This is a genomic window from Sphingobium xanthum (assembly GCF_019737615.1).
Classification (GTDB): domain Bacteria; phylum Pseudomonadota; class Alphaproteobacteria; order Sphingomonadales; family Sphingomonadaceae; genus Sphingobium; species Sphingobium xanthum.
In genome coordinates this window covers 35,995-62,985 of the sequence record NZ_JAHKKS010000011.1, presented here as the reverse complement: position 1 = coordinate 62,985, position 26,991 = coordinate 35,995, and the positions used below count along the sequence as shown (strand labels likewise).

Sequence of the window (26,991 nt, the reverse complement as noted above, 5' to 3'; positions counted from 1 at the left end):
GCAAGGCGGTCTCATGCTGCGGCGCGGCGCAACCTGTCGTTGATCGCGATGCCGATATCGCGCTCGGGAATGGGCGCAACGGTGATTCCGGAAAAGGAGCTGGCATCCGCTTCGTGCAGGGTCGCGAAAAGATTGGCGGCCGCCTCCACCAGATCACCGGTGGCGCTCAGATTGCGCTGGCAGGGCCCCGGGCCGAAGCCGATGTGAAAGCGCCCCTCGACCGGCACGTCGGCATTGAGGGTCAGCGGCTTGGACGGGGCATAGTGGCTTTCGAGCTGGCCGGGCGCCGTGATGCCTTCAGCCTGGCGTGGATCTACGACCGGCAGACCGATCGCCGCTTCGATCATCGCCGGCGTGATCGGGCCGGGGCGCAGCAAGGTGATCGCTGCCGCATCAGGCCGAACGATTGTGGATTCAACGCCGTCGCTGGTTGGGCCGGCATCGAGGATGAACGGGATGCGTCCGCCGAGGCTCGCCAGCACATGGGAAGCGCGGGTGGGGCTGATGCCGCCCGAGGCGTTGGCGGAAGGCGCGGCAAGCGGCACGCCGGCGGCGGCAATGAGCGAGCGCATCGCGGGGTGCGACGGCAACCGCACCGCCAGGGTCGGCAGGCCGGCACTTGCCAGCTCCGCCACCGGGCAATCGGGCAGCCGCGGTAGCACCATCGTCAGAGCGCCTGGCCAGAAGGCCCTCGCCAGCGTTTCCGCAGCGGACGAAAAAGCCACGAGCCGCCGTGCCATTTCCAGATCGGCGACATGGACGATCAGCGGATTGAACGAGGGGCGCCCTTTCGCGGCATAGATGCGCGCCACGGCGGTCTCCTTCGTCGCATCGGCGGCGAGGCCATAGACGGTCTCGGTCGGCACGGCGACCGGCTCGCCCGCACGGATCAGCGTCGCGGCCTCGATCAGCGACGCGCCGTCATAGGCTCTGATCTGAGTCTCGATCGTCCGGGCGCGATGCGGCATGTCGGGCCTATAGCGGCGCTGTGTGACAGGATGAAGCCCTGAACGAGACCCTTTGCCGCTGACAGCGAATCAGCGTTGTTTGTTGTTCGCGATTTCCGAGCCGCCAGATGATTCCATCTGGCTCGAAATCACTCTAGAGAGACGCGCCATGACCAACGAGACCACAGACACGGCGCTGGCCCGCATCGCCGCCGCCCTCGACCGGATCGCGCCGCCTGCTCCGGCCCCGGCCGATCTCGAGGCGCATCCGGCCTATCGCTGGGACGGCAAGGCGATCGCGCCGGTCGATGCCTTCGAGCCGGTCGACTATGCGCTGCTGGCCGGGATCGATGCGCAGAAGGAAGCCTGCCTCGAAAACAGCCGCCGCCTCGCCCGGGGCCATGCGGCGCACGACGTGCTGCTCTGGGGCGCGCGCGGCACCGGCAAATCAGCAACGGTCGCCGCCTGTGTCGGCCAGGTCCAGAAGGAGGGGCTGCCGCTCGCCATGGTCGAGGTCGCGACCGATGATCTGCGCAGCCTGGCCGGGCTTTTCTCGCTGCTGCGCACGACCAGCCGGCCGATTATACTCTATATCGACGATCTCGGCTTCGACGGCGACTTCGGCGCCGATGCGCGGGCGCTTCGCTCGCTGCTGCAGGGCAGCGCGGGCGCGCGCGGCAGCCATGTGCGGCTCTACGCCACGTCCAATCGACGCCATATCGTGCCGCGCTCCATGTCCGAGCAGGATGACCCGATCAACAAGCGCGACGTGGTCGACGACCGGCTCGCCCTCTCGGATCGCTTCGGCCTGTCGCTCGGCTTTCACGCGCTCGATCAGGACGCCTATGTCGCGATCGTCACGCGCTATGCCGAGCGCTACGGACTCTCGTTCGAACCGGCAGCGGCGATCCAGTGGGCGACGCAGCGCGGCAGCCGCTCCGGGCGGGTTGCCTGGCAATATGTGGTGGAACTGGCCGGGCGCGAGGGGCGAACACTGAACGCGAGCTGAGCCGCGATCCCAGGAGGTTCACTCTATCGGGGGCGTCGCCTCGGTCGATGTCGGCTTGCCTGCCGGATTGGTTACTCGCCAGACGATACCGCCGACATCATCGCTGACAAGAAGGGCGCCATCTTTGGCAATGACCACATCGACCGGGCGACCCTGCGCCTCGTCCTTGTCGTTGAGGAAGCCGGTCAGGACATCGACGAGCTTGCCCTGCGGCATGCCCTTGGCGTTGAAGGCGACATAGGCGACCTTGTAGCCGGCGAGCGGCTTGCGGTTCCAGCTGCCATGCAGCGCCACGAATGCGCCGTGATCGAGGGGCGCCCCAAGCGCCGAGCCCGGCGTGAAGACGAGACCGAGCGGCGCAGTATGCGCGCCAACCGCGAAGGCGGGCCGCCGCGTATATTCGCGCAAATCGTTCCGCTCCGGCTGGACGCGCTTGTCGACATAGCCACCCCAGTAGTTCCAGGGCCAGCCATAGAAGGCCGCAAACTCCACGTCGGTCAGATAGTCGGGCACCAGATCGGAGCCGAGCATGTCCCGCTCGTTGACCACGGCCCACAGCCCGCCGGTCCAGGGATTCCACGCAAGGTCGGTCGGATTGCGCAGGCCACTGGCATAGGCGTTCGACGTACCGGCCTTGGTATCGATCTCCAGCACGAGCGCGCGATAGTCCTCGCTGTCGAGACCGCGCTCGGCGATGTTGCTGTTCGATCCGATGCCTACATACAGCTTGCCGGTCGGGCTGGCCGCCAGGCTGCGGGTCCAGTGATTGTTCGGCGCATTGGCCGGCAGATTGGTCACCTTGCGGCCCGCATCGGTGATCTGCGTGATCCCTTCCTTGTAGGGGAAGGCCATCAGGCTGTCCGTATTGGCGATGTAAAGCGTCTCGCCGACCAGCGCCATGCCATAAGGCGAATTGAGGCCCTTGAGCAGCACATGCTTCTGCTCGGCGACGCCATCGCCATCCGTGTCGCGCAGCAGCGTGATGCGATTCGCCGACGCGCCACCCGCACCGGCAGCGCCGATCAGCTTGCCCATCACCCAGTCGGTGAAGCCTTCGGCCTCGCGCGGCGGACTGTTGGTCTCGGCAACCAGAATGTCGCCATTGGGCAGGACGAGCATCGAGCGCGGATGATCGAGGCCCGCTGCAAAACGCTGGACCTTCAGGCCCCGCGCCGCGACCGGCGCGGCATTGGCGGCCCAACCGACCGGATCGGCAATGCCGACCGTGGGGATGAGTTGCTTGCGCGGCGCCGTGAACTTCGGCTCACGCCCTTCCAGGTCGCTCTCCGCCAGACGCGCCGTGTCCGGTCGCGAGAAATAGAAGAAGATGCCGCCGGCCGCGATGACGAATGCCAGAACGGCCATGAGGAGATATTTTTTCATCGCGCTGATCTATGCCTCCGGAGTCGGATGCGCAACCGCGCGCCACCGGTTCGACAGAAGCGTGGTATGTCACTGTCCGGCGCAAGCTCTATAGCCATTGGTCCGCCGAGCAACTATCTCTATCAGCCCGAAAAAGCGCAAAGGCACCGCGCTTGACGGAGAGAGGCGATGTGATGGTCGGGCAGGGCAAAATACCGACGATCCCGAGGGCCGGCATCGCGGTTGTCGCCCTGCTGGGCGACGCGGTGATGACGGGCTGGACTGTCGATCTCGCCGCTCTCACCAGCCTCCTGTCCGGACCGGCAAGCACATCGATGTGTCGGTTGACGACGTGACCATGATCGCATCCCCGGGATTCGCATATCTCGCGGTGACGGCCGCCGTGGCTCTTGCGGTGGTGGCGCTGTTCATGGCCGGCTGGCTCGCAAGGCGCGAAAGACGGCAGCGCCGGCACCAACGGTTGATCGAGGCAGTCGTCGAGAACAGTCCCGCCGTCATTTACGTCAAGGACCTGGCCGGCCGATATCTAATGGTCAATCAACGCTATATCGACATTTTCAGGCTCGAGCGGGCGCAGGTGATCGGCAAGACGGACTTCGACTTTTTCCCGAACGATGTCGCGGCCGCATTCCGCGCGATGGATGAGCGAGTCGCGGTGACGGAGACCGCGCTGACCGAGGAGGAAACGGCGCCGCTCGATGATGGCCTGCACACCTATGTCTCGGTGAAGACTCCACTGCGCGACGAGGCCGGCCTGTCTTATGCGGTGTTCGGCATCTCGACCGATATCACCGAGCAGCGGCGTGCCGAGGAAGCCCTGCACGCCAGCGAGCGACGTAACCGACTCATTGTGGAGACCGCACTCGACGCGATCGTCACGATCGACCATTCGGGCAGGATCACCGAATGGAGCCCGCAGGCGGAAGCGATATTCGGTTGGCCGCCTGCCGATGCGCTCGGCCGGCTGGTTGATGAAACGATCATGCCGGAGCGCTATCGCGCCGCGCACAAAATGGGCCTGGAACGCTATCTCGCTACGGGCGAAGCAAAGGTGCTGAACAAGCGGATCGAACTGACGGCCTTGCGCCGCGATGGGCAGGAATTTCCGATCGAACTGTCGATCACGCCCATCCACGAGGGCGACGTCGTCAGCTTCTGCGCATTCGTCCGTGACATCACCGAACGGAAGGCAGTGGAGCTCAGACAGCGTGTCCTGCTCGACGAGCTCAATCATCGGGTCAAAAATAGTTTGGCGAGCGTGCAGTCGATTGCTCTGCTGAGCCGCGTGACCTCGCCAACGCTGGACCAATATTACGAGAGTCTCGACGGCCGTCTCGTTGCGCTCGCCCGTGCGCACGACCTTCTGACGCAAGGGTCCTGGGAGGGTGCATCTCTGGCCGAAATCGTGGAAGGCACACTGGCCCCCTATGATGATCCGGGACAGACCGGCACCCGTGGGATCGACGGTATCGCAATCACGCTCAGCCCCAATGCCGCGCTCACGCTCCACATGGCGTTCCACGAGCTTGCGACGAACGCCGCCAAATATGGTGCATTGTCCAGGACCGGCGGACGTGTTGACGTGCATTGGCACGAGACCGACGTGGACGGCGTGCCCGTCATCCGACTGTTTTGGCGCGAAACCGGCGGACCCGAGGTCAGCCCGACCGAGCATCGCGGTTTCGGGCTGCGGATGGTGCAGCAGGGCGTGGAACGCGAGTTGGAGGGAAAATTGGACTTGTCGTTTGACTCAGCGGGGCTCTGCTGCGCGATGTCCCTCCCCGTCTCGGCCAAGGTCATGCCGGCATGACGGCCGCGGGATCATCGCTGGCAGGTTTACGCATCCTGATCGTCGAGGACGAAACGCTGATCGCCATGATGCTGGAAACGCTTCTGGGAACTCTCGGTTGCCGGATTGCCGGATCGGCCGCGACGGTGACGCAGGCGCTTGATCGGATTGTCGCGCTGGGCCGTGATCTCGATGCCGCCGTTCTGGACGTCAATCTTGGCGGAGAGAAGGTCTATCCGGTCGCCGATGCGCTTGCCGCCAGAGCGGTTCCGTTCATGTTTGCGACGGGCTACGGTCCAAGAGGCGTCAGTGAGCGCTACCCGGACCATATGGTCATCGCCAAGCCTTATCAGTTGCCGACATTGTCCCGAGCGCTGCAATCGCTGTTCTGACCTTGGGATCCAGCGGATCGCGCGGCGGGAGCGAGGCCGAAGCGTCTTGGAAGCTCCCTCGCCGCCTTCCTGGAGTAACTTCTAACGCGGTCCCAGCCGCCAGATCGCGATCGCGACAAGCACGCCGATTCCAAGGCCGGTGAGCAGGCCGATGCTGGGCTGGCCGAGCAGGCCGCCAATGATGGTTCCGGCGATCGTCAGAAGGGCTATGGGCGCGCCGCCGCCGAGGCGCGGCCGACGGTCAGGAGGCGTGGGATCGGTCATGGCCTTGCCCTTGCCACGTCCCGCTGCGGGATGCCAGCCGTACCGATCCGGCACGGCCTGTCCCGAAACAGGAAATGGCTAAGAGCCGCTTCACCAGCTCGCGGCCGCGAAACCGCCAATCGCCGAAACTGGCACGCCGCTTGGATCATCTGATTGAAAGCCGGCGGGTGGCCTGGCAACATATAAGGGCAAGACATGCATCTCCCGATTCTCGTCGATCGTCGCAGCTACGACGATGCCGCAGCGCTGATCGAGGCCTTTGGCGATCATGCCGGAGTCGAAGCGGCGATGCGCGCGGACCAGAGCCGCGAGCGCGGCAACCACATCCATTTCTGCCACTGGCGCCAGATCGAGCGGATGCTCGTCCTGCTCTCCGTCGATCAGGCCATGGGCACCGTCCACTGAATTTCCGCCGTTGCGACCCGTTGGACGCGTCGCCGGCCCCCCTCCCGGTTTCTTCGATATAGTCCCCACTGAAGAAACCGGGAGGGTGCGGCTCCTCAGCCCTGAGCGAGTCCGGCCTTCGCCCGTTCCTCGGCGACGAGTTCCTTGCGCGAGAGCTTGCCGACGAGCGTCTTGGGCAGGCTTTCCCTCACCTCGACCGCGCAGACGCGCTCATGCTTGCCGAGCTGCGGATTGAGCCAGTCCTTGAGCGTGAGGCCGGTCCAGTCTTCCGCTTTGTCCGGCCACAGCGTCACGAACGCCTTGGGACATTCGCCGCGATAATCGTCGGGAATGCCGATCACCAATGCCTCGCGCACGGCGGGATTGCGATAGAGCACCTCTTCCACCTGGCTCGGGAAGACCTTGAAGCCGCCGACAGCGATCATGTCCTTGATGCGATCGACCACGCGCATATAGCCGTCATCGTCGATCGTACCGACGTCGCCCGTGCGCAGATAGCCGTTGATGAAGACCTCAGCATCGGCCTGCGGATTGTTCCAGTAGCCGCGCATGATCTGCGGGCCGGAAATCGCCATCTCGCCCGGCTCGCCGGGCGGCGCGCGGCGCGTGGGATCCTCGCGATCGAGCAGGATCACGCGGGTCGCGGGAAACGGCTGGCCGATCGACCCTGTCTTGCCGGGCGCTTCATAGGGATTGACCGAGACGACGCCGCTGCTCTCGGTAAGGCCATAGCCCTCGACCAGCCGAGCGCCCACGATGCTCTCGAACTTGGCCTTGAGCGGCAGCGGCAGCGGCGCGCCGCCGGAAATGCAGACGCGCAGCGAGGAGAGATCGGCGCGCGGCAAATCCGGGCAATCGAGCAGTGCCTGGAACATGGTCGGTACGCCGGGCAGCGAGGTCGCGCGCGTGCGCTTGATCGCCGCCAGCACCTGCCGGGAATCGAAGCGCGGCAACATTACGATCTCGCCGCGATTGGCGACGGTGCGATTGAGCACGGCGGTATTGGCGAACACATGGAAAAACGGCAACGCGCCCAGGATGCGGTCGGGCAGTTCGCTGTGCGGATCGATCTGGTTGACCTGCCGCGCATTCGCGGTGAGATTCTGGTGTGTCAGCATCGCGCCCTTGGGGCGCCCGGTCGTGCCGCCAGTATATTGCAGCAAGGCAAGGTCGCGCTCGGGATCGATCGCAGGCAAGGTGCGCGCACCGTCATTGGCGACGACATGGGCATAACGCAGGATGCGCGGATCGTCCGGGATGCGGGCGTCGCTGGAGCGCTTGAACAGGCGATAGAGCAGGCCCTTGGCGACCGGAAGCGCCTCGGCCACCGTGCCGACGATCAGGCGCTCGATGCAGGACGTCTCGAGCACCGCCGCGGCATTGTCGAACAAAGGGTGCGCCGACATGGTGACCAGCAAGCGCGTGCCGCTGTCCTCGGCCTGATGCGTCAGCTCCTCGACCGTATAGAGCGGCGAGAAATTGACCGCGATGGCGCCGGCCATCATCGACCCGTAATAGGCGGCGATATAGTGCGGGACATTGGGCAGATAGAGTCCGACGCGATCGCCCGGCTTGATGCCGAGATCGATCAGCCCGCAGGCGAAGCGGCGCGCCGCATCGTAGCATTCGGCGTAGCTGTACTTGCGGCCGTAAAAGTCGGCCAGCGGGCGCGCGCCATCTGCCTCCGCACCGGCCTTGAGCATATCGGGCAGCGACAGGGGCGCATAGCTCTGCTCCCAAGCCGTCGGATGATCATAATGGTCCTGCCAGACCCAGCGGTCGCTCTCCATCGGAGAAATCTAAGCTAACGTTTACGTAAACGCAATGCGCAAGCGCTGATGCGCCGGCGTGGCAGAGGGCGTCTGGCGAGGCAGATGCGAATCGGGCGGCGCCGTTGGTCGGCGCCGCCCGTTCCATGTCCGTCAATCAGCTCGAAGTGAGAAAAGCTCAGCCTTCATTCTGACTGGAGAAAAGCGCTTCCTCGGCCTTCAGGGCTTCCTCGGCGCGGCGATTGGCCTCCTCGCGCTCAAGGCGCAGCTCGGCGATCAGCGCCTCGCGGTCACCAGCCAGACGGTTGTCGGTCGGCGCCTCGATGCCGGCCTTCTTGGCAGCCCGGGCGACCAGCGCGTCGAGCTCGCGCTGCGAGCAGAGGCCGAGCGTCACCGGGTCCTTGGGCTGGATGTTGGCGATGTTCCAGTGGGTGCGGTCGCGGATCGCGGCAATGGTCGTGCGCGTCGTGCCGATCAGCTTGCCGATCGCGCCGTCCGAGATTTCCGGGTGATTGCGCAGAATCCAGGCGATGCCGTCCGGCTTGTCCTGACGCTTGGAGACCGGCGTGTAGCGCGGGCCCTTGGTGCGGCGGACCGGGTCCGGCCCCTTCAGCATCACCAGCGAATAATTCGGGTCCTTCTCGCCCTTGTGGATCTCGTCCATCGAGAGCTCATGCGCGCGCACCGGATCGCGGCCGGTATATTTCGTGCCCGCCGTGTCGTCGGCGATCGCCTGAACCTCGAGAATGTGCAGACCGCAGAATTCGGCAATCTGATCGAAGCCAAGCGCGGTGTTGTCGACGAGCCAGCTGGCGGTTGCGTGAGGCATGAGCGGCTGAGCCACGGCGAAATCCTTCTCTGCAAATAAACAGGGCCACCCCTCACGGGATGGCCTCGATCCTGCTTACAGATAAGGCATTGCGGCTTTTTGGGCAAGCGTCCGCTGCGCCTTGCGCGATTTGATCGCGCGTCAGGCGGCGCGCGGCAGGTGCTGGCGATCCAGCCAGTGCAGACTGCTCAGAAATTCCTCAGCACTGCGGCGCCAGCTGAACTGTGCGCCATAAGCGGCACAAGCCGCGCGATCGAGCATGAGAGCGCGGGTCGCGGCGACTTCGAGCCGCTCATGCATCGCGCCGACCTGTTCGTTCAGCACGTCGACCGGCCCCATGACGGGATAGGCCGCGACCGGCGTGCCGCTAGCGAGGGCCTCGATCATGACCAGGCCGAACGTATCCGTGCGGCTCGGGAAGACGAGCAGATCAGCGCCACGATAGGCAGCCGCGAGCGGCTCGCCGGTCTGCAGGCCGAGAAAATGCGCATCCGGATATTTCGTCTGCAGCGCGGCGCGCCACGGCCCCTCGCCCACCACGACCTTGCTGCCGGGCACGTCGAGCGCGAGGAAAGCCTCGATATTCTTCTCGACCGCGACACGGCCGACGTGCAGCAGGATCGGCCGGGGCAGGTCCGCATAAGCGGGATGGGCCGCGCCGTCCGGCCTGAACAGCGCCAGATCGACCCCGCGGCCCCAATGATGCGTCTGGTGGATGCCAGCGCGATGCAGCCCGGCGCGGATCGACGGGGTCGACGTCAGCACGGCGCTCGCGGGGCCATGGAACCAACGGAAATAGGGCCAGAACCAGTCCGCCGACAGGCCCGTGCGGCTCTGCACATAGTCCGGGAAATTGGTGTGATAGGCCGTGGTGAAGGGATAGAAATGGCGCAGACACCAGCGGCGCGCGGCGAGGCACAAGGGGCCTTCGGTCGCGAGATGGACCGCATCGGGCGCGAAGGCGCCGATCAGCCGCCCGATGGTGCGTGGCGCGGCCATGGCGAGGCGGATTTCTGGATAAGTCGGGCACGGCAGGGTCGCGAAACGATCCGGCCCGATCACCTCGACGACATGCCCCAGCTGCTGGAGCTGCGCGCGGACGGACTGGAGCGTGCGAACCACGCCGTTGACCTGCGGCGACCAGGCATCGGTCACGATCAGGATGCGTCGCGCGCTTCCCGGCCCGACGTGACTCAAGCGGCCAGCTCCAGCCGCGGCGCCTTCCGCTCGGCATGGCGCCGCGCCATCACATCGGCCCAATGGAGAATTTCCATCGTGCCGTCATGATGCTCGACCAGAGCGGTGCAGCCTTCGACCCAATCACCGTCATTATAATAAGTGATCTTACCGAACTGGCGGATTTCCGCCGTGTGGATATGGCCACAGACAACGCCATCGACGTGGCGGCGCTCGGCCTCGTGCGCGACGATCTCTTCGAAGCGGGAAATGAAGGACACGGCATTCTTGACCTTGTGCTTGGCCATCTTGGACAGCGACCAGTAAGGCATGCCGAACCAGCGGCGCACGCGGTTGACGTGCCGGTTGACCGTCATCAGCGCGGTGTAGGCGGCGTCGCCCACGAAGGCGAGCCAGCGATGCGCGAGCATGATCGCGTCGAACTCGTCGCCATGCAGCACCAGCAGCTTGCGGCCGTCTACCGTCGTGTGGATCTTCTTGCGGCGGATCTCGACGCCGCCGAAGCTCATGCCGGTGAACTGGCGGAACATCTCGTCGTGATTGCCGGGAATGTAGATGACGCGCGTGCCGCGCCGCGCGCGCTTCATGACACGCCAGACCACGTCGTTATGCGCGGTCGGCCAGTAGACCCGCTTCTTGAGCTGCCAGCCGTCTACAATATCGCCAACCAGGTACAGCATGTCGCTGTCCACGCTGTCGAGAAAATCGATCAGCATCTCGGCATTGCATCCCTTTGTGCCGAGATGGATATCGCTGATCCAGATGGTACGGTAGTGAAGGCGCGAACGACCGTCCTTTACGGACCGTTCCGGTTCAAGAGAGCTGATCGCATTCATGCGCTAAAGACCCCAAGCGAGATGTAATCTCTGGGCGCGCCCTAGCCGAATAATGTGACAGTTCTGCTTGGAATATGACGCTTTGAGGTCATGTCAGGGACCTTCGTCCCCGAGCGGGACGAAGCCCGGAAGCGCCTTCACGCGCTCGATCCAGCGCTCGATCGCCGGCCAGCGGTCGAGATCGAAATGCCCGTCCCGCGCGACATGCGTGTAGGCGAACAGGCAGATATCGGCGAGGCTCGGCGCGCCGCCGACCAGCCAGTCGCGCTGCTCCAGTTCGGCCGCCATCAGATCAAGCGCCGCCTCGCCCGCCGCGCGCTTGCCGGGCAATTGGGCGCGCTGGAGATCGCTCAGGCCATCCTCCTCGCCGAGCCACCGGACCCAGAAGCGCAACGTCGCGACATTGGGTTCGTGATTATATTGCTCCCAGAACAGCCAGCGCAGCATGTCGGCATGATCGAACCGATCATCCGGAATCAGTGCCGAGCCGGTCGCCAGCCAGCAGCAGGCGGCATTGCTCTCCGGAAGAAAACGATCCCCGATCTGCAACACGGGAATGCGGCCATTGGCATTCACATTGGCGAGGAAATCCGGCGTGCGCGTCTCGCCCTTCATGATGTCGTAATTGCGTCGCTCGATCGGCAGACCAACCAGAGCGGCCGTCAATCGGATTTTGTAGCAATTGCCCGAGGGGGCATATTCATGAAGGATCAGCTGTTGCATCGGTCTCTCACCTTGCAGGCCTCCTGCCGTTTTCTTCGGCGAAAGGCAATTGCAAGACGGTGCGCCGGACCGGTCAGGCTGCGACACGATACGCAGTCAACGCGAAAAGCCCCGCCGCGAGACCGCGCGAGGATGTGGGCGGTCCGGTCTCGTCACGCGCGGTCATGCGCGCGACGAGACCATTCCGGTATTCATGGGGACGGATTGGACGGCGGTCGATCCGAGCCGCCGTCAACGTTTGTCCCGGGATTAGCCGCCGCGCAGGAGGCTCAGCACGCCCTGCTGGCTCTGGTTCGCCTGGGCGAGCATCGCTGTCGAGGCCTGTGACAGGATCTGGTTCTTGGCCAGAGCCGTCGATTCCACCGAGAAGTCGGCGTCCTCGATGCGCGAGCGCGCGTCGGACAGGTTCGTGATGGTCGTGTTCAGATTGTTGATCGTCGCTTCGAGACGGCTCTGCTGACCACCGATCGTGGCTCGGGCAGATGCGATCGTGTCGAGCGCGTCGTTGATCAGCGTCAGCGCAGAGGCTGCCGTGGTGCCGTCGGCGTCGTCCCAGCCCGTGAGCGGCGAGCCGGACGAAAGGCCGAGGCCATCCAGGTTCATGGACGCGATCGACACATCGACGGTTTCGCCGGCGTTGTTGCCGACCTGCACGCGCACCTGCACGGCCGTCGTCGTCGTGGTCGAACCGTTCAGCAGCGTGATGCCGTTGAAGCTGGTGCGCCCTGCGATGTTGGTGATCTGCGAGGTCAGCTCGGTGACTTCCGCCTGGATCGAGGTACGATCGCTCTGGCTCACCGTGCCGGAGGAAGCCTGCACAGCCAGCTCGCGCATACGCTGCAGCAGGTTCGAGACTTCGCCCATGGCGCCTTCCGCGACCTGCGTCACCGAGAGGCCGTCATTGGCGTTGCGCGCCGCGGCAGCGAGGCCACGGATTTCGGAAGTCATCTTGGTCGCGATGGCGAGGCCGGCGGCATCGTCCTTCGCGGAGTTGATACGCTTACCTGACGACAGGCGCTCCATGGCCACCGCAAGGCCGCTATTGGCCTTGGCGCTGGCGTTCTGGGCACGAATCGCAGAAATATTGGATGCGATAACAGTCATAGTCCAGTCCCCAATCTATTCAGCACATTAACCTTACGGCTTAGGGATTAACAAATTCCAAACCATGAAAAGGCGCATCGACAGGAGCCCGAAATTCACATATTTCCATTGCATATCAGATATTTGTAAAATCTCCATTTGCGGCGACCTGAATCGCGACATGGTAAATGCTCCTGTGAAATGCCGTGAAGCATGCCCCACGATACCACCATCCTGTGATATTTTCAGGCCTGCGAGCGCGCCGCCCGAGCGCCCTCGCTGTCAGCGTACTTTCAGGACGATCTTTCCGACATGGTCGCCAGCCTCCATGCGCGCGTGGGCCGCGGATGCCTGCGCAAGAGGAAAGGTCTGGTCCATGGCCGGGCGCAGATCGCCCTCCTCGACATGCGGCCAGACATTGCGCTTGATCTCGTCGATCAACAGCGCCTTGAAGCCGGGCGAACGCGGACGCAACGTCGATCCCGTCATGGTGAGTCGCCGCACCATCAGATTCCGGATCGCAATCTCCGCCTTGCCACCGCCAAGCACCGCGATCGAGACGTGGCGGCCGTCCTCGGCCAGGCAATCGAGATTGCGCGGCACATAATCGCCCCCGACCATGTCAAGGACGGCGGTGACGCCCGCGCCATTGGTGATGCGCTTCACGGCCTCGACGAAATCCTCGGTGCGATAATTGATCGCATGGCCGGCGCCCCAATCGAGTGCAGCATTGCATTTCGCATCGCTACCGCAGGTGACGATCGTGGTGATGCCGAACATCCGGCAGAGCGAGATGGCCATGGTGGCGATACCGCTCGTCCCGCCGTGGATGAGCACGGAATCGCCCGTGACGACATAAGCCCGCTCGAAGAGATTGTGCCAGACGGTCATCAGCGTTTCGGGCAATGCCGCCGCCTCTTCCATCGACAGGACGTCAGGCACGCGCAGACATTGCCCGTAAGGCGCCAGCGCATATTCGGCATAGCCACCGCCGGCCACCAGCGAGCAGACGCGCTCACCGATGACGGCGGGATCGACATCGACTCCAACGGCGACGATCGTGCCGGCGACTTCCAGCCCCGGGAGCGGCGAAGCGCCCGGCGGCGGCGGATAGCTGCCCTTACGCTGGAACACGTCCGGCCGATTGACGCCCGCGGCGATCACTTCGATGAGGACATCGTCTGGCCCCGGCACGGGAAGCTCGACCTGCGTTTCGACAAGCACTTCCGGTCCGCCGGGGGTCGTAATCGCGACCGCGCGCATCCGCTCAGGCAATGCCATTGTTCGCCGTTCTCCCTGCGATCCTGCCTCTCCGTCTTCCTGTCTAGCCACCGCAGAGCAAAAGGCCATCCCCACATGCATACTAAAGTCGCCTGGAACGCTCCGGCATGTCTGTCGTTGACTTGACGTCCCTTTGGCGCGAGCATGGCCGCGATGGATTTCGATGACGCCTTACCCCGGGCGCGACCCGACGACCTGATCGCGCAGATCGGGCGTCAGGATCTGGACAGGCTGTCCGTTTCCGAACTGGAGGATCGCATTGCGGCACTCGCCGCCGAGATCGAGCGGACGCGGGCGAAGATGACGCAATCCGTTAACCATAAAGCAAGCGCCGAAGCGCTATTCAAGAAATGAGGAGAGGGAAGGCAGGATCGCCTCCGGGCGGATATCGGCCTTCGCAAAGTCGGGATGCTTACGGGATGCTCTTGAAGGCGACCGGGCGGGTTCCGACATTGGTCAGGTCTCGGCCTGGCTCTCAGGCCGCAGGAGTAAGATAGACATGCCTTCTTTCGCCCCCGCCCTCGAAACCACGCTGCATAACGCGCTGGCGCACGCCACCGAGCGAAATCACGAATATGCGACGCTGGAGCATCTGCTGCTCGCGCTTATCGACGATGAGCATGCAGCCAAGGTGATGCAGGCCTGCGGCGTGGAGCTCGGCGAGCTGGGCGACACCGTGACGCACTATCTCGACACGGAACTGGAGAGCCTGAAGGTCTCCGGCAGCGTGGACCCCTCGCCGACCAGTGGCTTCCAGCGGGTCGTGCAGCGCGCGATCCTGCATGTGCAGTCATCCGGCAAGGAGGAAGTGACCGGCGCGAACGTGCTGGTGGCCCTCTTCTCCGAGCGCGAGAGCTACGCGGTTTATTTCCTGCAGCAGCAGGATATGAGCCGGCTCGATGCGGTCAGCTATCTGAGCCATGGCGTGGGCAAGGGCGCGAGTACGCCCGAGCAGCCCAAGGCTGCGCCTGCCGAGGAAGAGAAGAAGACCGAGGCCAGCAAGAAAAAGGACGGCGCGCTCGACCAGTTCACCGTCAATCTCAACGAGAAGGCCAAGGAAGGCAAAGTCGATCCGCTGATTGGCCGCACCTCCGAGGTCGACCGCACGATCCAGATTCTGTGCCGCCGGTCCAAGAACAATCCGCTCTATGTGGGTGATCCGGGCGTCGGCAAGACCGCCATCGCCGAAGGCCTGGCACGGAAGATCATTCAGGGCGAAGTGCCCGACGTGCTGCGCGAAGCGGTGATCTACTCGCTCGACATGGGTTCGCTGCTTGCCGGCACGCGCTATCGCGGCGACTTCGAGGAGCGGCTCAAAGCCGTCGTCTCCGAACTGGAAAAGATGCCGCACGCCATCCTGTTCATCGACGAGATTCACACGGTGATCGGTGCGGGCGCAACCTCGGGCGGCGCGATGGACGCCTCCAACCTGCTCAAGCCCGCGCTCTCCGGCGGCTCGATCCGGTGCATCGGCTCGACCACCTACAAGGAGTTCCGCAATCACTTCGAAAAGGATCGCGCGCTGCTGCGCCGGTTCCAAAAAATCGACGTGAACGAGCCGACGATCGAGGACACGATCAAGATCCTGATGGGTCTGCGCTCGGCCTTTGAGGACCACCACTCGGTCAAGTACACGCCGGACGCGATCAAGGCGGCCGTCGATCTGTCGGCGCGCTACATCAACGACCGCAAGCTGCCGGACAAGGCGATCGACGTGATCGACGAGGTCGGCGCGATGCAGATGCTGGTGGCGCCCTCCAAGCGGAAGAAGATGATCACGCCAAAGGAGATCGAGGCGGTGATCGCGACCATGGCGCGCATCCCGCCCAAGACGGTGTCCACCGACGACAAGTCGGTGCTGGAATCGCTGGAAACGGATCTGAAGCGCGTGGTCTTCGGCCAGAACAAGGCGATCGAGGTGCTGTCCTCCGCGATCAAGCTGTCGCGGGCCGGTCTGCGCGATCCCGACAAGCCGATCGGCAACTATCTGTTCTCCGGCCCCACCGGTGTCGGCAAGACCGAGGTGGCCCGTCAGCTCGCGACGATCATGGGCATCCCTCTCCAGCGTTTCGATATGTCGGAATATATGGAGCGACACTCGGTCAGCCGCCTTATCGGCGCGCCTCCGGGCTATGTCGGCTATGATCAGGGCGGCCTGCTGACCGATGCAATCGACCAGAACCCGCATTGCGTGCTGTTGCTCGACGAGATCGAGAAGGCCCATCCGGACCTGTTCAACATCCTACTGCAGGTGATGGACAATGGCCGCCTGACCGATCACCACGGCAAGACTGTCGACTTCCGCAACGTCATCCTGATCATGACGACCAATGCCGGCGCCTCCGACATGGCGAAGGAAGGCATCGGCTTCGGCGACATCAGCAAGGAAGATGCGAGCGACGAGGCGGTGAAACGCATGTTCACGCCGGAGTTCCGTAACCGTCTCGATGCGATCGTGCCGTTCGGCTATCTACCGACCGAAGTCGTCGCCCGCGTCGTCGACAAGTTCGTCATCCAGCTCGAACTGCAGCTTGCCGATCGCGATGTCCACATCACGCTCGACAACGAGGCGCGCGACTGGCTGACTGCCCGCGGCTACGACAAGCTCTATGGTGCCCGCCCGATGGGCCGGCTGATCCAGGAGAAGATCAAGCAGCCGCTCGCCGAAGAATTGCTGTTCGGCAAGCTCGTCAATGGCGGCGAGGTGCATGTGCGCCTGAAGGACGAAGCGCTGACCTTTGAAATCACCCCTGCGGCGCCAAAACGCGGCAAGGGCGGGCCGGCTCCGAAAGCAGGCGGCGGTAAGAAGCCGAAGGTGAGCGCGCCGAAGGGTTGATCGGCGCCCGCGATAAGCACCTGATTGAACGGCCTTCGGAAGCGATTTCGAAGGCCGTTTGTTTCGGTTTGAATTAACGGGGCACCGAGACGAGACATGCATGTCACCGCGGCTGAAACGGAGGAGGAGCGAGCGACGGTCCTCGTTCTTCATGGCTTTGCCGGGTTTCGTGGGATGAACCGGCCACTGGCCCGCATGCTTGCCAGAAGCGGCTATCGCGCTTGCGAGGTCGGATACGACAGCTGGGGACTTACCTTGGAGGAAGTGTGCGATCGGCTCGGCACACAGCTGAACGACCTGGATGAAACAAGTACAGGACCGCTCCACATCGTGGCGCACTCGATGGGCGGCCTGGTCGCGCGTGCGCTGATCAACTCCCGTCGCCCACGCAATCTTGGCCATGTCGTCATGCTGGGGACGCCAAATGGCGGCAGCGAGATCGCGGACTTTCTGAACGGTATGGCCCTGCTGCGCCCGATCCTTGGCCGGGCCGCGCCTGCGCTGGTGACGCAGCGGCCGGCCGAGATCGAGGCGATGCTCGGGAGAATCGATTATCCGGTAGGGATCATCGCGGGCAGCCGGCCGATCATGCCGATTGCCGCGGCACGACTCGTGCCCGAACCAAGCGATGGGAAAGTCAGCGTCGCATCCACCAGACTGCCGGAAGCGGCGGACCACATCATCCTGCCGCTGTCGCACAGCATGCTGCCCTATCATGCATCGGCGCATTGCCAGATCGTGCATTTCCTCAGCCACGGACGCTTCGAGCACCCGGAGACATCGGGTGCGAATTGACTCGCGCCGCCCATTTGTTCCTGTTATGTTCGAACAATAAGCAGGAGGTGAAAATGGCGGAAAAAGTCCAGTTCTACACCAATCCTATGTCGCGCGGGCAGATCGTTCGCTGGATGCTCGAGGAAATCGGAGAGCCCTATGACGCGCACATTGTGGGCTATGAGGGCGATGACGGCATGAAGTCATCCTCCTACCTCGCGATCAATCCGATGGGTAAGGTGCCGGCGATCGTTCATGACGGCAAGATCGTGACCGAATGTGCGGCGATCTGCGCCTATCTCGCCGAGAGTTTCCCGGAGGCCGGCCTTGCGCCGCGGGCCGACGAGCGGGCCGATTATTATCGCTGGACGTTCTTCGCGGCCGGTCCGGTCGAGGCGGCGGTCACCAATCGCTCGGCCGGTTTTGCGGGCAAGCCGGGCAGCGAGCGAATGTTCGGCTATGGCACGTATGAGCGCACCATGGACGTGCTGGAGAGTGCGGTGAGGGGCCGGGACTATATCTGCGGCGCCCGCTTTACGGCCGCCGATGTCTATGTCGGCGCGCAGATCGACTGGGGATTGCAGTTCGGCTCCATGCCGGACAGGCCTAGGTTCAAGGCCTATGCCGAACGCCTCCGGCAGCGGGCAGCCTATCGGCATGCCAAGGAAATCGACAACGCCCTGATCGCCGAGATGCAGGCAGTCGGCTGATCGGCAAAGTTCAGCAAGCCGAAAACGAAAAGGCCCGGAGGACCATTGTCCACCGGGCCTTTTGTTTGGATTTCAATGCGACGATCAGTCGCGGCTGCCCATGAAGCGCAGCAGGAACATGAACATGTTGATGAAATCGAGATAGAGCGACAAGGCTCCCATAATCACCGTCTTGCCCATCATGTCCGTCCCCGCGACATAGGCATACATGCTTTTCAGCTTCTGCGTATCATAGGCGGTCAGACCGGCGAAAATCAGCACGCCCAGAGCACTGATCGCAAAGGACAGCGCGCTCGACTGAAGAAAAAGATTGATCAGCGATGCGACGAGAAGGCCGATCACCCCCATGATGAGGAACGTGCCAAAGCCCGACAAGTCGCGCTTTGTCGTGTAACCGTAGAGGCTGAGGCCCGCGAAGGCAGCAGCCGTCGCAAAGAAGGTCTGGGCGATCGAGGTTCCGGTATAAACCAGGAAGATCGAAGCCATGGAGAGACCCATGACCACGCAATAGGCCCAATAGAGAAGTTGCGCCGTGCTGGTCTGCAGTCGGTTGATTCCGAAGCTCAGCACCATCACGAACACGAGCGGTGCGAACATCAGCACATATTTGAGGATGCCGGGACCCATCAGAATCTGCGCGGCAAACCCGCTCTGCGCAAACAGCAAAGCGACAATACCAGTCACCAGCACGCCGCTCGCCATATAATTGTAGATCGACAGCATGTAGGAACGCAGTCCCGCGTCGAACGCGACATCGGCTGCGCTCGCCGAGGCGCCGTCATATCCCGCTGAGGTCGCGCGGGGATCCGGCCAGTTCGCCATCTTCGTCATCTCCTTGACGGTCGGCACCGACGCCGGCCTTGTGGCAACAATATCGTGTCTCGCGATAACTGTTTCAAGCAAAACCGGGCGATCGGCTCAAGATCGATCGTCATGATCTCGATACACAACAAAAAAGGGGCCGGAAACCCGGCCCCTTCTTCATCGGATCGCCATCGTCAGATGGCGCTCCAGATTTCTTACGAACCCGAACCCGGACCGTAGGTGATTTCCACGCGACGGTTCTGAAGCTCGCGGACGCCGTCAGCGGTTTCGACGCGCGGACGCGCCTCACCGAAGGCTTCGGACGAGATCACACCGTCGGAGATACCCTTCGACGTCAGATAGCCGCGCACCGAGGTGTTACGACGCTCGGACAGACCGACATTGTACTTGGGCGAACCCGACTTGTCGGCGTGGCCGGCCAGCATGACCTGCGCGCTGCCGCAGTTCGCATAAGCCGAAACCGCGTTGTCCAGGATCGAGGCGGCGTCCGGCGTAATGTCGGCGCTGTCCCATTCGAAGAACACGATGTACGGCCCGGGCGCGCACTGAGCCACCGGCGGAGGCGGCGGAGGCGGCGGAGGCGGCGGGGGAGGCGGCGGAGGCGGCGGCGGCGGCGGCGGCGGCGGAGGCGGCTCGGCGCCACCGAAGTTGTATGCGATGCCGGCCAAGAGGCTGTGGCTCTTGAACTCGGTCTCGAGTGCCGTGCCTGCGACGCTACGCAGCTTCACATTGTCATGCGTGAAGTAGCGATACTTGAGCGATAGATCGACATTCTCGGTCACCGGATAGCGGATGCCAGCCAGGGCCTGCCATGCAAGACCGCTATCCGAATCGCGCGTGTCGGCGAGAGAAATCTTCGAACGAGCGACACCGATACCGCCGCCGATGAAGCCCTGCAGGCCATCGTCGGGACCGAAGTCGATCAGGCCGTTCAGCATCAGGCTATCGACGCGAGCCTGACCACCAGCGCGCGAAGTCGGAGCAACCGAATAGCTGCTGGTCTTGTTCATCGCCTTCTTGTGCGAATACTCGGCTTCGAGGCGGAAGCCGCCGAAGTCGTAGCCGACCGTACCGGCAGCATCGTAACCAACCTTGTGCGGCGTGTTGGCCGTCACACCGGTCGCATACTGCGAATCGGCATCCTCGGCAATCAGCGCACCGATGTCGGCGCCAATGTACCAAGCCTTATCCTTGGCGAGCGACGGCGAGGCCATCGCGGTCGACGCGAGCGCTATGGCAATGCCAAGCTTCCGCATATCTTTCCCCTTTCAGAGTTAATCGAACAATGCTGCATTGCCGCTGTAGTATTCCGCGAAAACAGATTCAAGCGCGCAATCTCCGCCTGTTGCGGAAATGGCGCAGTTTTTACGACTTTTCACAGAGTTGGGAACTTTTATCGACTTCGCGAAGTTTGCGGCGCTCCATTGCTGACGCTGCGGCGCACTTGGTCATGTATCGATCAGTCCATGCGCCCGCAGCGCGGCCAGCATTGCATCGAGGATTGTCCTGGCTTCGACGTCCTGCACGGCCCCGCCCGACGGGCCCGATATCGCGGGCTGCCGAAAGCCCACGACGCGATCACCCTCTACGTAATAGCCGTCGTTGCGCGCGGGCTCATCCACCCAATCCGGATCATCAAATCGCATCGAATGTTGCCGATCCACCACCCAGGCCGACCATCCACGTTTCGCCTGTGCGAAAAGCCAGCCATTCGCAGTCCAGCAGCCAACCTGCCCCGCTCTGCCCGACCAGACGCCGCCAGGGCCCGTCGCGACGATCCAGCATCGACCGGTTTCCGGCGCATCGGGGGGCGTATCGAGATCCGCACTCTCGACAACGAGTTGCACGGTCATGTCGATCAGGCCCAGCGCCTCATTGTGGGTGAGTTCCTTCTGGGCCTGTCCCGCCGCGAGCAGCGGCAGGCCCAAACGATCCGTTTGCGCCATCATGATGTCTCCTGACTTTCTCGTGTCTGGTTGCTTCAGACGAGATCGAGGACGAGCGGCTTGCTCAAACCCCACATTCCCTTCTGCCTGACCTCTATTTGGAGGCTTGCCGATCCTGCTGCCGCCAGGTCTTCGGCAAAGGCCGCCGCCGCGTAGGTGGCGAGCGGCCCGTTCGCTTCCCATTCCCGAAGGATCAGCCCATCGGCCACGGCTCTCAGGAGATAGAGCTCTCGCTCCTCCGCGAGCGGCACATCGCCTCCATTTCCCCACGTCCAGCCCAATCGGCTTCGCCGGATCCAGCCGATCGAAAGGTCTCCACCTGGCAGCGCAAGGACTTTCCCATGCACTGGCGAGACGGGCATCATTGCGCGGCCGTCGATAAGTCGTGAAGCTTCCGCCGGCACAAGGTCGCCGCTTCCAATCGCTCGCAATTCAAGCAGTTGGGCGATCTGAGACCGGTCCGTCTCGACAGCTGTGAGGTGCGTAGGATCGATGAGTACGAAGGGCTCATCGCCAAGATGCGACGCGCAGGCCCATTCCGTACCCTGCCGACCGCGAACGAAGTGACTGAGGCGGTAGCGGCGCGGCCCCACGAGCTCAACATTTGCAAATTGCAGCAGTTCATCGCCGATCTGGCAAAGATTGGCGCCATCAAGCAGCGCCGCATCGTCAGCTTGCGACAGAACATCGCTCGCATCGTGCAATACCACTTCGACGCTGCTTCGCCTGTCGATCCTCCAGGGCTTTCCATCCTGCAAGACCGTGGCTGCCACGCCTGTTACCGCAGACGCCGCAGTTCTGCCGATCGGCTCTGCCGCCTCAAGATCGGCGCGATAGCGAAACAGAGCCGCGCGGCGCCAGCCGGCATCGTCGCCGGTGGCGGCTGCGAAGACGGTGGGTGCATCGACCAGACTGATGCCCGTCGGCGGCAATTCGACAATGGACAGGATAGTTGCGCCTTGCACAAGGTCCGCTTGCAACACCGGTGCGCCGGAGGTTCCCGCGGGAATCGCCGCCCGCGTCCCCACCTCGACGGCACGCAATTGCAGACGAACGGCTTGTCCTTCCCAATCGCAAGCTTCGACCAACCAGCGCCCGGGTTCATCTTCCATAGACACGACATCGCCGATCGAAAGATCCAGCGCTGCCCAGGACATGGCTCTGCGGACCGTCGTGCGTCCGCGCATTGCCGCTCGCAGGCTACGATCCGCGAGCCGCCGGGCATCGGCCGCGCCGATGACGACCGGGAGGCCGATTTCTTCGCTTCGCTCGCCCGGGCCAGATCGTTCCGCCGTCTGAATGCCGAGCTGAAAATCCCTGTCAGGGTCATAATGTCGGATCGCGAGTTGGCGTGGCAAAGACTCCACCGCTTCCCGCTGCTTCGATTTCGATGAGAGTGCCTCGCCGTCCGCAGATCGGACTTCGTCCGATGCCGCCAGAACACGATCCGACGATTTCGCCGCAACGAGTGCAATGGCGCCGTCCCGTTCGCGCCATCGCAGCCGATATGTCCCGAGCATGTCCTCGACGGCGTCACGCAGCGTATTTCCTTCCGCAGCGAAACCGACGACCGAGGGCTCCTCCTCGTCACCATCGAAAGGAATGTCTTGCGCCGCCAGATCGGAGACGATGGCCGTGATGCCTGCCGGACCGTCGTCAGCGAATATCTCGAAGGTAAGCGATGGAATCCGGTTTCCGAAATCCGCCAGTTGCAAACCCTCGAAAACGGCGTAGCCGCAGCCACGATAGGCCGGAGTTTGCCCCACTCCCATGTCGGCGGCGATCAAGGGATCGACTGACTGCCCTTCGAGCCCCTTGTGCAGGCGAAACGCCGTCACCGGTGTTTTGAAATCACCTGCGGAGCCGCGCAGCAAATTGCCGTCGGCCCAGATTCTGCCCACGGCCTGGATCGGCCGCGAAGACAGCGCGACCGCGAAGCTGGCCGAGTAGCTGAATCGCGTAACGTCTGGCTGGCCTTTGCCGCCACCCGTCGTCGATCTGCTTTCCTGCAGATCAGTGGACCAGATGACCGTACCCGCGACGCGCGACGCGCCATCGAGGCTTGGTATCCGTGCGCCGTAGCGAGAGGTCTGGACCTGCAAATCACTCAATCGAGGGCCGGATCGCGCGTCCGGGCGAAAGATCAGATTGTCGATCGCCTGCCCCGCGAGCGCACCCAGAGCGCCGCCGATCGGCCCGCCAAGCGCGGAGCCCAGCGTCGTCAGAATCAAAGTCGCCATCAGCCCGCCTCGCCCCTGTGCTCGACCCCGCGCCATTGCCCAAGCAGCGGCCAAGGCCCCGGTGCCGGCATCAGCACGACCCGTCCCAGACCGGCATGGGCATGCACACAGCCTTCGTTCGTGGCGATCATCAGATGGAGTTGCATCGCTCCACTCTCGCAGACGAGGATATCGCCGGGATGATTGCCAGCGGCGGGCTTCAGCCCGGCCGCTCGCAACAGCGTTTCGACGCGCGCCAAGCCCATGCCGCGAATGCGATAGACCGGCAGCGCGCCGAGACTTGCGCCGGCGCGCCGCATTGCGAGTGCGGCAAGGCCCACGCAGTCGAGGCCGCTGTTCTCAGTCTGACCATGCAAGCGGAAAGGCACGCCGACGAGCCCCAGCGCTTCCGCTGCGATCCGTTCGCCTAGAGTCATTGTTCAACTCCCGGGATAGCGGGTGAGAAGGTCCATGCCGGGCAGATGAGGTTCGCCCCTGAAATTCTCGGCATTCGCGAAACGCAGCTCGCCAGCCGCTTGTCGCACCCCTCGGTCAACAGCACGTGCGTCCCTTCGATCGCCGCGAAGGCTGGCGCCTGGGCGAGAAACAGGCTGTCACCCTCCTGATCGACAATCGCCTGGGCCAGCCCGGCATTCGCGCCGCCAAGCCATCGCAATTGACCGAATGGATAGACACCCGGCTCCAGCGCGCCGCACTGAACCGTGCTATCGACCTGGCCGATGATGGCAGCGATCCGCTGGTGCCGGCGAAGGTCAATGCGACAGGCCGCGTCGCCAAGTCTCGCCCTGCAGGTCGGGCTGGTTATCGGAACGACTGGCTGAGCCAGAATCGCGCCTGCGCCGCTACGCAAGCTCACCGAATAGGTCCCGCCCTCACGACTGACGCTTCCCAGTTCCCCGCGCGCCAGCTCCAGCCAAAGAGCGCCTGGCTCAGTCCATTCGGTCAGGTGCAGAAGCGTCAACGCGCCGTCCCAGCGGCCGGCATCAAGATCCGCCTCGTTGATCGCGTTGGAGCTCAGCGCTCCGCGCACGTCCAGGATTTCCTCCGCGCCATCCCCACCCCGCAGGATCGCGCTCGGCGCGATACTTGGGGCTGGATGATAGGTCAGACCGGAAATATCGAGGACACGGTCATGGGTCGTGATGCCGATCGTGACGCCGTCACGCCGCTCAAGGCGCCAACAGAAGGCGAAGGCCGTCAGAGACTGCGACAAGATCTCGGACGCGGCGGTCACTCCCGGATCTCCACCAGAGGCACGGACGGCACGATCCCGGCGGCGAAGGTCTCACGATCGATCTCCAGCCGGTCTTCCGCAAAGCGCACCGGCACATCGAACAGGAAACCGGCGGTGATTACGGCATCCACATCAGGCGCCGCATCGAAGTCGATCGCGCCGCGTCCGGAATGCGACCAGCCGGAACTTACTTCGAGGCCATTGACCGCTACCCTGATGGATCCCTCAACCGGCCTCGTAATGAGGCGAACCTGTTCCTCGCCGACCCCATAGGCCTTTTGCAATCGGAAGCTCGTTCTCGCGCCGTCGCCCGTCCCGATCACCTCATCGAGCGGCGTCGGTTCCGTCCCGAACGCGCCGGATCCATCGTCGAAGGGGTCGCGGAACCGGACACCCCGCGCCGCGCCGCGCCGTGCGCGGAAAAATGCGACTAACGCCGCAATGTCCGCCTCGGATCGGACGCCGGGACCGGCATCGTAGTGCATCCGCGCGTCCGCCCATTGCGTGCTGCGTTGTTCGTGGCCCGATACGCTCTCGATCACGCGGGTCGAAAAGACCGGCGCCACCTGGGCGCGCCTGCCGATATCGAGCGGAAAGGAAAGATCGTCGAAGGCCTGCACGTCGCCATCTCCCGCAAGGTCGAAATAGGTGAAGCCGTCGCGCGCTACCTGCGGCAAGGCCCAGATGAAGACGGCGGCATGGCCCCGCGTTCGCGCGGCTGCTGCCGCTTCCGCAATCCGCCCCCAGGCGAGCGCTCTTCCCCCTGCGGAAGAGCTCACTGGCACGAAGCCGGCCAGATAATGCTGTTCATCGGGTGGGTAACCGAGCCGCAGATCGATCGCTACTCGGCCGGCCCTCGATCGTGCGACGTGGCCGCCCGTGACCCAGTCATAGTCTTCGATCTGGAGGCGATCGAAAGCAGGCAACGCCCAATCAACCGGCAGATTGGCGCGCTGCAACTCGGGCGCCGCGGAGTCCAGGATGGTAGGCAAATAGGCGAGCAGGAGCAGTTCCGCCTCGGGACTCTCGTCGCGCACGGCGTCTGCGATCGCGGCGGTAGAAGCGGCCAGCAAGGCGCCGGCCTCATCGAGCAAGTCGATTTGTAAAGTATCGAGATCATCGCGCACGCTCTCGATTTCCGGCGGCGTTCCGCCAAATGCGGCCCGAGCCGCATCATCGTAGAAGCACGGCCGCCCGTCCGGCATGATCCACCACCAGGGCTCCCCGATCTGGAACTTTACGGCAAGCCCGGCTTCCTGCGTGATGCGCACGAATGCGCGCGCAACTTCTTGCAGATAGTTCATCGCGCCCGTGTGGGCCGGTGACAGCAGGGTCGATGGCGGTACCCAACCCGTCAAAGCCGGCGATCCGTCCCAGGCACGCTGCTTCCAGTCGTCCCGGCAATACGCATCGAACAGCTCATAGGAGAGCGAGAAGATCGGTTCGAATCCGAGTTCCTTGCATCGCGCCGCAAAATCCTCGTGCCATCGCTCACACGGCCCGTTCAGCGCACCATCCGCCAGGCTTGCATGGAACGCCCCACCGAGCGGCTCCAGCCGCATATAGTGGCTCATCCCGACATAATGATTGATCGGCCCTCGATAACCCAAGGCCAGAGCCTGGCGCAGCAGACGCTCAGGCGTCTGGTTATAGGCATCGTCATAACCCGTGGCGATCGACAGGCCATTCTCGGGGACCATGATATCGCCGATCGATAGGACCGATCCGGAGCCGTCACAGGACAGGTCGCTCAGTTCGACCCAGCCTTCCACAGCGCCGGGGAGCGCATTGCCTTCACCGTCATAGGCCTCGGGCACGAGCGCAATGAACAAGCGGTCAATGTCCTTCGTGTGAACCGGATCTGCCTCGTCGGGCAGAAGGAAGCCACCGACCAGAGCATCGAAATCGAGCGCGATAAGCGCATCGTCCGGCTCGCCCACAGCATAATTCCAAAGCCGCACATGCCATGTGCGCGAGAGGCCTTCCGCGTCCCGACCCTCGACAGTGAGGACAGGGCCGTTGATCGCATCGAGCGCTGTGACACTCGCACTGCGCCAACGGAAGCGCAGGCGGCATCCACCATAGTCCCGCCGTGTCTCGTAGCGCAGCAGAGGATGGTCCCAGCGGTCCTCCGACTCCCAGATGAGACCGGCCAGATCGCCCGATGTATGGAAGGTCACATCGACCCGCAGCCCGTCAGCGGTCGTCACGACCGATGCCATCATCGGCCGCGGAAAATTGACCGTCCAATAGGGCGGCGAGAAGCGCTTGATGACGTTGGTTTCTTGTCTGCGCCGCTCGTTCGCGAGCCAGTAGGGCATGGCATGTCCTCGCTTCTTGCATGGTCTGGCACTGTGCCGCACAACATCAGGCGCACGACGACCCGCCCGACATGCTGCGGCCGGGCTTGCTGCAGCGCTTCCACAGCGCCTTGCACCCTGGAGGGTAAGTAACTTTGCGGCGCTCGCGGATGGCGCGCTGGCGGTGCTCGGCACGGACGTGAACTCGAGCGCGCGCCG

26 protein-coding genes are annotated in these 26,991 nt (G+C 63.7%); 9 read left to right on the top strand and 17 right to left on the bottom strand.

The genetic code is table 11. The annotated features are described in order from the left end of the window. Nucleotides 1-11: 11 nt before the first annotated feature. A complete protein-coding gene (locus tag KM135_RS16470) occupies nucleotides 12-968 on the bottom strand; it encodes an L-threonylcarbamoyladenylate synthase (RefSeq protein WP_221715127.1) in 957 nt (318 codons plus the stop codon). A 148-nt stretch (nucleotides 969-1,116) separates the two neighbouring features. On the opposite strand from KM135_RS16470, the gene KM135_RS16465 reads away from it, so the two are divergent. Beyond that, nucleotides 1,117-1,956 carry an ATP-binding protein gene (locus KM135_RS16465; RefSeq protein WP_221715126.1) on the top strand — a complete coding sequence of 280 codons (840 nt, stop codon included), beginning with the start codon at nucleotides 1,117-1,119 and terminating at the stop codon, nucleotides 1,954-1,956. Between the two features lie 18 nt (nucleotides 1,957-1,974). Here KM135_RS16465 and KM135_RS16460 read toward each other — a convergent pair whose 3' ends face one another. Beyond that, nucleotides 1,975-3,339 carry a PQQ-dependent sugar dehydrogenase gene (locus KM135_RS16460; protein WP_221715125.1) on the bottom strand — a complete coding sequence of 455 codons (1,365 nt, stop codon included), beginning with the start codon at nucleotides 3,337-3,339 and terminating at the stop codon, nucleotides 1,975-1,977. A gap of 152 nt (nucleotides 3,340-3,491) precedes the next feature. Here KM135_RS16460 and KM135_RS16455 point away from each other — a divergent pair, with 152 nt between their 5' ends. Genes KM135_RS16455 through KM135_RS16445 form a run of 3 tightly spaced genes read left to right on the top strand, consistent with a single transcriptional unit; the run spans nucleotide 3,492 to nucleotide 5,520 of the window. Continuing rightward, nucleotides 3,492-3,674, top strand: coding sequence for a hypothetical protein (locus tag KM135_RS16455; protein ID WP_221715124.1), 183 nt, complete (start codon nucleotides 3,492-3,494; stop codon nucleotides 3,672-3,674). Nucleotides 3,675-3,676: 2 nt separating this feature from the next. Continuing rightward, nucleotides 3,677-5,149: a sensor histidine kinase gene (locus tag KM135_RS16450; protein ID WP_221715123.1), complete on the top strand. Its 1,473-nt coding sequence runs from the start codon at nucleotides 3,677-3,679 to the stop codon at nucleotides 5,147-5,149. Beyond that, nucleotides 5,146-5,520 (top strand): response regulator, encoded by a 375-nt coding sequence (locus KM135_RS16445; RefSeq protein ID WP_221715122.1) that lies wholly within the window; start codon nucleotides 5,146-5,148, stop codon nucleotides 5,518-5,520. Before KM135_RS16450 ends, KM135_RS16445 begins: the two co-directional genes overlap by 4 nt. A gap of 81 nt (nucleotides 5,521-5,601) precedes the next feature. Here KM135_RS16445 and KM135_RS16440 read toward each other — a convergent pair whose 3' ends face one another. After that, nucleotides 5,602-5,838, bottom strand: a complete 237-nt coding sequence (locus KM135_RS16440) for a hypothetical protein (protein WP_343228214.1) — start codon at nucleotides 5,836-5,838, stop codon at nucleotides 5,602-5,604. Between the two features lie 141 nt (nucleotides 5,839-5,979). Here KM135_RS16440 and KM135_RS16435 point away from each other — a divergent pair, with 141 nt between their 5' ends. Beyond that, complete coding sequence (locus tag KM135_RS16435) at nucleotides 5,980-6,189, top strand: hypothetical protein (RefSeq protein ID WP_221715121.1); 210 nt, start codon at nucleotides 5,980-5,982, stop codon at nucleotides 6,187-6,189. A 95-nt stretch (nucleotides 6,190-6,284) separates the two neighbouring features. On the opposite strand, the gene KM135_RS16430 is transcribed toward KM135_RS16435, so the two are convergent. From KM135_RS16430 to KM135_RS16400, 7 genes are all read right to left on the bottom strand, one after another. Next, nucleotides 6,285-7,979: a long-chain-fatty-acid--CoA ligase gene (locus tag KM135_RS16430; RefSeq protein ID WP_221715120.1), complete on the bottom strand. Its 1,695-nt coding sequence runs from the start codon at nucleotides 7,977-7,979 to the stop codon at nucleotides 6,285-6,287. A gap of 157 nt (nucleotides 7,980-8,136) precedes the next feature. Further along, complete coding sequence (locus tag KM135_RS16425; RefSeq protein ID WP_221715119.1) at nucleotides 8,137-8,787, bottom strand: DUF1013 domain-containing protein; 651 nt, start codon at nucleotides 8,785-8,787, stop codon at nucleotides 8,137-8,139. A gap of 141 nt (nucleotides 8,788-8,928) precedes the next feature. After that, nucleotides 8,929-9,984, bottom strand: coding sequence for a glycosyltransferase family 4 protein (locus tag KM135_RS16420; protein WP_221715118.1), 1,056 nt, complete (start codon nucleotides 9,982-9,984; stop codon nucleotides 8,929-8,931). After that, a complete protein-coding gene (locus tag KM135_RS16415; RefSeq protein WP_221715117.1) occupies nucleotides 9,981-10,820 on the bottom strand; it encodes a UDP-2,3-diacylglucosamine diphosphatase in 840 nt (279 codons plus the stop codon). Before KM135_RS16415 ends, KM135_RS16420 begins: the two co-directional genes overlap by 4 nt. Before the next feature lie 93 nt (nucleotides 10,821-10,913). Then, nucleotides 10,914-11,543, bottom strand: a complete 630-nt coding sequence (locus tag KM135_RS16410; protein ID WP_221715116.1) for a glutathione S-transferase family protein — start codon at nucleotides 11,541-11,543, stop codon at nucleotides 10,914-10,916. Nucleotides 11,544-11,792: 249 nt separating this feature from the next. Beyond that, a complete protein-coding gene (locus KM135_RS16405; protein WP_221715115.1) occupies nucleotides 11,793-12,647 on the bottom strand; it encodes a flagellin N-terminal helical domain-containing protein in 855 nt (284 codons plus the stop codon). A 261-nt stretch (nucleotides 12,648-12,908) separates the two neighbouring features. Continuing rightward, nucleotides 12,909-13,907, bottom strand: a complete 999-nt coding sequence (locus KM135_RS16400) for an NAD(P)H-quinone oxidoreductase (RefSeq protein ID WP_221715114.1) — start codon at nucleotides 13,905-13,907, stop codon at nucleotides 12,909-12,911. Nucleotides 13,908-14,060: 153 nt separating this feature from the next. Between KM135_RS16400 and KM135_RS16395 the strand changes: the two genes are divergently transcribed. The 4 genes from KM135_RS16395 to KM135_RS16380 all read left to right on the top strand — a co-directional run bounded on the left by KM135_RS16395 (nucleotide 14,061) and on the right by KM135_RS16380 (nucleotide 18,227). Continuing rightward, a complete protein-coding gene (locus KM135_RS16395; RefSeq protein WP_221715202.1) occupies nucleotides 14,061-14,261 on the top strand; it encodes a DUF1192 domain-containing protein in 201 nt (66 codons plus the stop codon). Nucleotides 14,262-14,406: 145 nt separating this feature from the next. Continuing rightward, nucleotides 14,407-16,743 (top strand): ATP-dependent Clp protease ATP-binding subunit ClpA, encoded by a 2,337-nt coding sequence (clpA, locus tag KM135_RS16390; RefSeq protein ID WP_221715113.1) that lies wholly within the window; start codon nucleotides 14,407-14,409, stop codon nucleotides 16,741-16,743. Between the two features lie 96 nt (nucleotides 16,744-16,839). Then, complete coding sequence (locus KM135_RS16385; RefSeq protein ID WP_221715112.1) at nucleotides 16,840-17,538, top strand: DUF7379 domain-containing protein; 699 nt, start codon at nucleotides 16,840-16,842, stop codon at nucleotides 17,536-17,538. 53 nt (nucleotides 17,539-17,591) lie between these two features. Continuing rightward, complete coding sequence (locus KM135_RS16380) at nucleotides 17,592-18,227, top strand: glutathione S-transferase family protein (protein ID WP_221715111.1); 636 nt, start codon at nucleotides 17,592-17,594, stop codon at nucleotides 18,225-18,227. An 84-nt stretch (nucleotides 18,228-18,311) separates the two neighbouring features. Here KM135_RS16380 and KM135_RS16375 read toward each other — a convergent pair whose 3' ends face one another. From KM135_RS16375 to KM135_RS16345, 7 genes are all read right to left on the bottom strand, one after another. Continuing rightward, nucleotides 18,312-19,049, bottom strand: a complete 738-nt coding sequence (locus KM135_RS16375; protein ID WP_221715110.1) for a Bax inhibitor-1/YccA family protein — start codon at nucleotides 19,047-19,049, stop codon at nucleotides 18,312-18,314. Nucleotides 19,050-19,246: 197 nt separating this feature from the next. After that, nucleotides 19,247-20,308, bottom strand: a complete 1,062-nt coding sequence (locus KM135_RS16370; protein WP_221715109.1) for an OmpA family protein — start codon at nucleotides 20,306-20,308, stop codon at nucleotides 19,247-19,249. Nucleotides 20,309-20,500: 192 nt separating this feature from the next. After that, on the bottom strand, nucleotides 20,501-21,001 hold the full coding sequence (locus KM135_RS16365) for a DUF2793 domain-containing protein (protein ID WP_343228213.1): 501 nt from the start codon (nucleotides 20,999-21,001) through the stop codon (nucleotides 20,501-20,503). A gap of 32 nt (nucleotides 21,002-21,033) precedes the next feature. Beyond that, nucleotides 21,034-23,238 (bottom strand): phage tail protein, encoded by a 2,205-nt coding sequence (locus tag KM135_RS16360; protein ID WP_221715108.1) that lies wholly within the window; start codon nucleotides 23,236-23,238, stop codon nucleotides 21,034-21,036. Further along, a complete protein-coding gene (locus KM135_RS16355) occupies nucleotides 23,238-23,654 on the bottom strand; it encodes a peptidoglycan endopeptidase (protein WP_221715107.1) in 417 nt (138 codons plus the stop codon). The genes KM135_RS16360 and KM135_RS16355 overlap by 1 nt, the downstream gene beginning before the upstream one ends. Continuing rightward, nucleotides 23,651-24,472: a DUF2163 domain-containing protein gene (locus KM135_RS16350; protein WP_425517077.1), complete on the bottom strand. Its 822-nt coding sequence runs from the start codon at nucleotides 24,470-24,472 to the stop codon at nucleotides 23,651-23,653. The genes KM135_RS16355 and KM135_RS16350 overlap by 4 nt, the downstream gene beginning before the upstream one ends. Then, nucleotides 24,469-26,793, bottom strand: a complete 2,325-nt coding sequence (locus KM135_RS16345) for a DUF2460 domain-containing protein (protein WP_221715106.1) — start codon at nucleotides 26,791-26,793, stop codon at nucleotides 24,469-24,471. The genes KM135_RS16350 and KM135_RS16345 overlap by 4 nt, the downstream gene beginning before the upstream one ends. Nucleotides 26,794-26,991: the final 198 nt, after the last annotated feature.

Bases quoted from the DNA above. Each gene is read 5' to 3' on its own strand.
- KM135_RS16425 (WP_221715119.1), bottom strand. From the start codon at position 8,787: ATGCCTCACGCAACCGCCAGCTGGCTCGTCGACAACACCGCGCTTGGC.
- clpA (WP_221715113.1), top strand. From the start codon at position 14,407: ATGCCTTCTTTCGCCCCCGCCCTCGAAACCACGCTGCATAACGCGCTG.
- KM135_RS16415 (WP_221715117.1), bottom strand. From the start codon at position 10,820: ATGAATGCGATCAGCTCTCTTGAACCGGAACGGTCCGTAAAGGACGGT.
- KM135_RS16450 (WP_221715123.1), top strand. From the start codon at position 3,677: ATGATCGCATCCCCGGGATTCGCATATCTCGCGGTGACGGCCGCCGTG.
- KM135_RS16345 (WP_221715106.1), bottom strand. From the start codon at position 26,793: ATGCCCTACTGGCTCGCGAACGAGCGGCGCAGACAAGAAACCAACGTC.
- KM135_RS16375 (WP_221715110.1), bottom strand. From the start codon at position 19,049: ATGGCGAACTGGCCGGATCCCCGCGCGACCTCAGCGGGATATGACGGC.
- KM135_RS16405 (WP_221715115.1), bottom strand. From the start codon at position 12,647: ATGACTGTTATCGCATCCAATATTTCTGCGATTCGTGCCCAGAACGCC.
- KM135_RS16460 (WP_221715125.1), bottom strand. From the start codon at position 3,339: ATGAAAAAATATCTCCTCATGGCCGTTCTGGCATTCGTCATCGCGGCC.
- KM135_RS16400 (WP_221715114.1), bottom strand. From the start codon at position 13,907: ATGGCATTGCCTGAGCGGATGCGCGCGGTCGCGATTACGACCCCCGGC.
- KM135_RS16360 (WP_221715108.1), bottom strand. From the start codon at position 23,238: ATGGCGACTTTGATTCTGACGACGCTGGGCTCCGCGCTTGGCGGGCCG.
- KM135_RS16410 (WP_221715116.1), bottom strand. From the start codon at position 11,543: ATGCAACAGCTGATCCTTCATGAATATGCCCCCTCGGGCAATTGCTAC.
- KM135_RS16370 (WP_221715109.1), bottom strand. From the start codon at position 20,308: ATGCGGAAGCTTGGCATTGCCATAGCGCTCGCGTCGACCGCGATGGCC.
- KM135_RS16445 (WP_221715122.1), top strand. From the start codon at position 5,146: ATGACGGCCGCGGGATCATCGCTGGCAGGTTTACGCATCCTGATCGTC.
- KM135_RS16355 (WP_221715107.1), bottom strand. From the start codon at position 23,654: ATGACTCTAGGCGAACGGATCGCAGCGGAAGCGCTGGGGCTCGTCGGC.
- KM135_RS16380 (WP_221715111.1), top strand. From the start codon at position 17,592: ATGGCGGAAAAAGTCCAGTTCTACACCAATCCTATGTCGCGCGGGCAG.
- KM135_RS16430 (WP_221715120.1), bottom strand. From the start codon at position 7,979: ATGGAGAGCGACCGCTGGGTCTGGCAGGACCATTATGATCATCCGACG.
- KM135_RS16435 (WP_221715121.1), top strand. From the start codon at position 5,980: ATGCATCTCCCGATTCTCGTCGATCGTCGCAGCTACGACGATGCCGCA.
- KM135_RS16465 (WP_221715126.1), top strand. From the start codon at position 1,117: ATGACCAACGAGACCACAGACACGGCGCTGGCCCGCATCGCCGCCGCC.
- KM135_RS16470 (WP_221715127.1), bottom strand. From the start codon at position 968: ATGCCGCATCGCGCCCGGACGATCGAGACTCAGATCAGAGCCTATGAC.
- KM135_RS16395 (WP_221715202.1), top strand. From the start codon at position 14,061: ATGGATTTCGATGACGCCTTACCCCGGGCGCGACCCGACGACCTGATC.
- KM135_RS16365 (WP_343228213.1), bottom strand. From the start codon at position 21,001: ATGATGGCGCAAACGGATCGTTTGGGCCTGCCGCTGCTCGCGGCGGGA.
- KM135_RS16385 (WP_221715112.1), top strand. From the start codon at position 16,840: ATGCATGTCACCGCGGCTGAAACGGAGGAGGAGCGAGCGACGGTCCTC.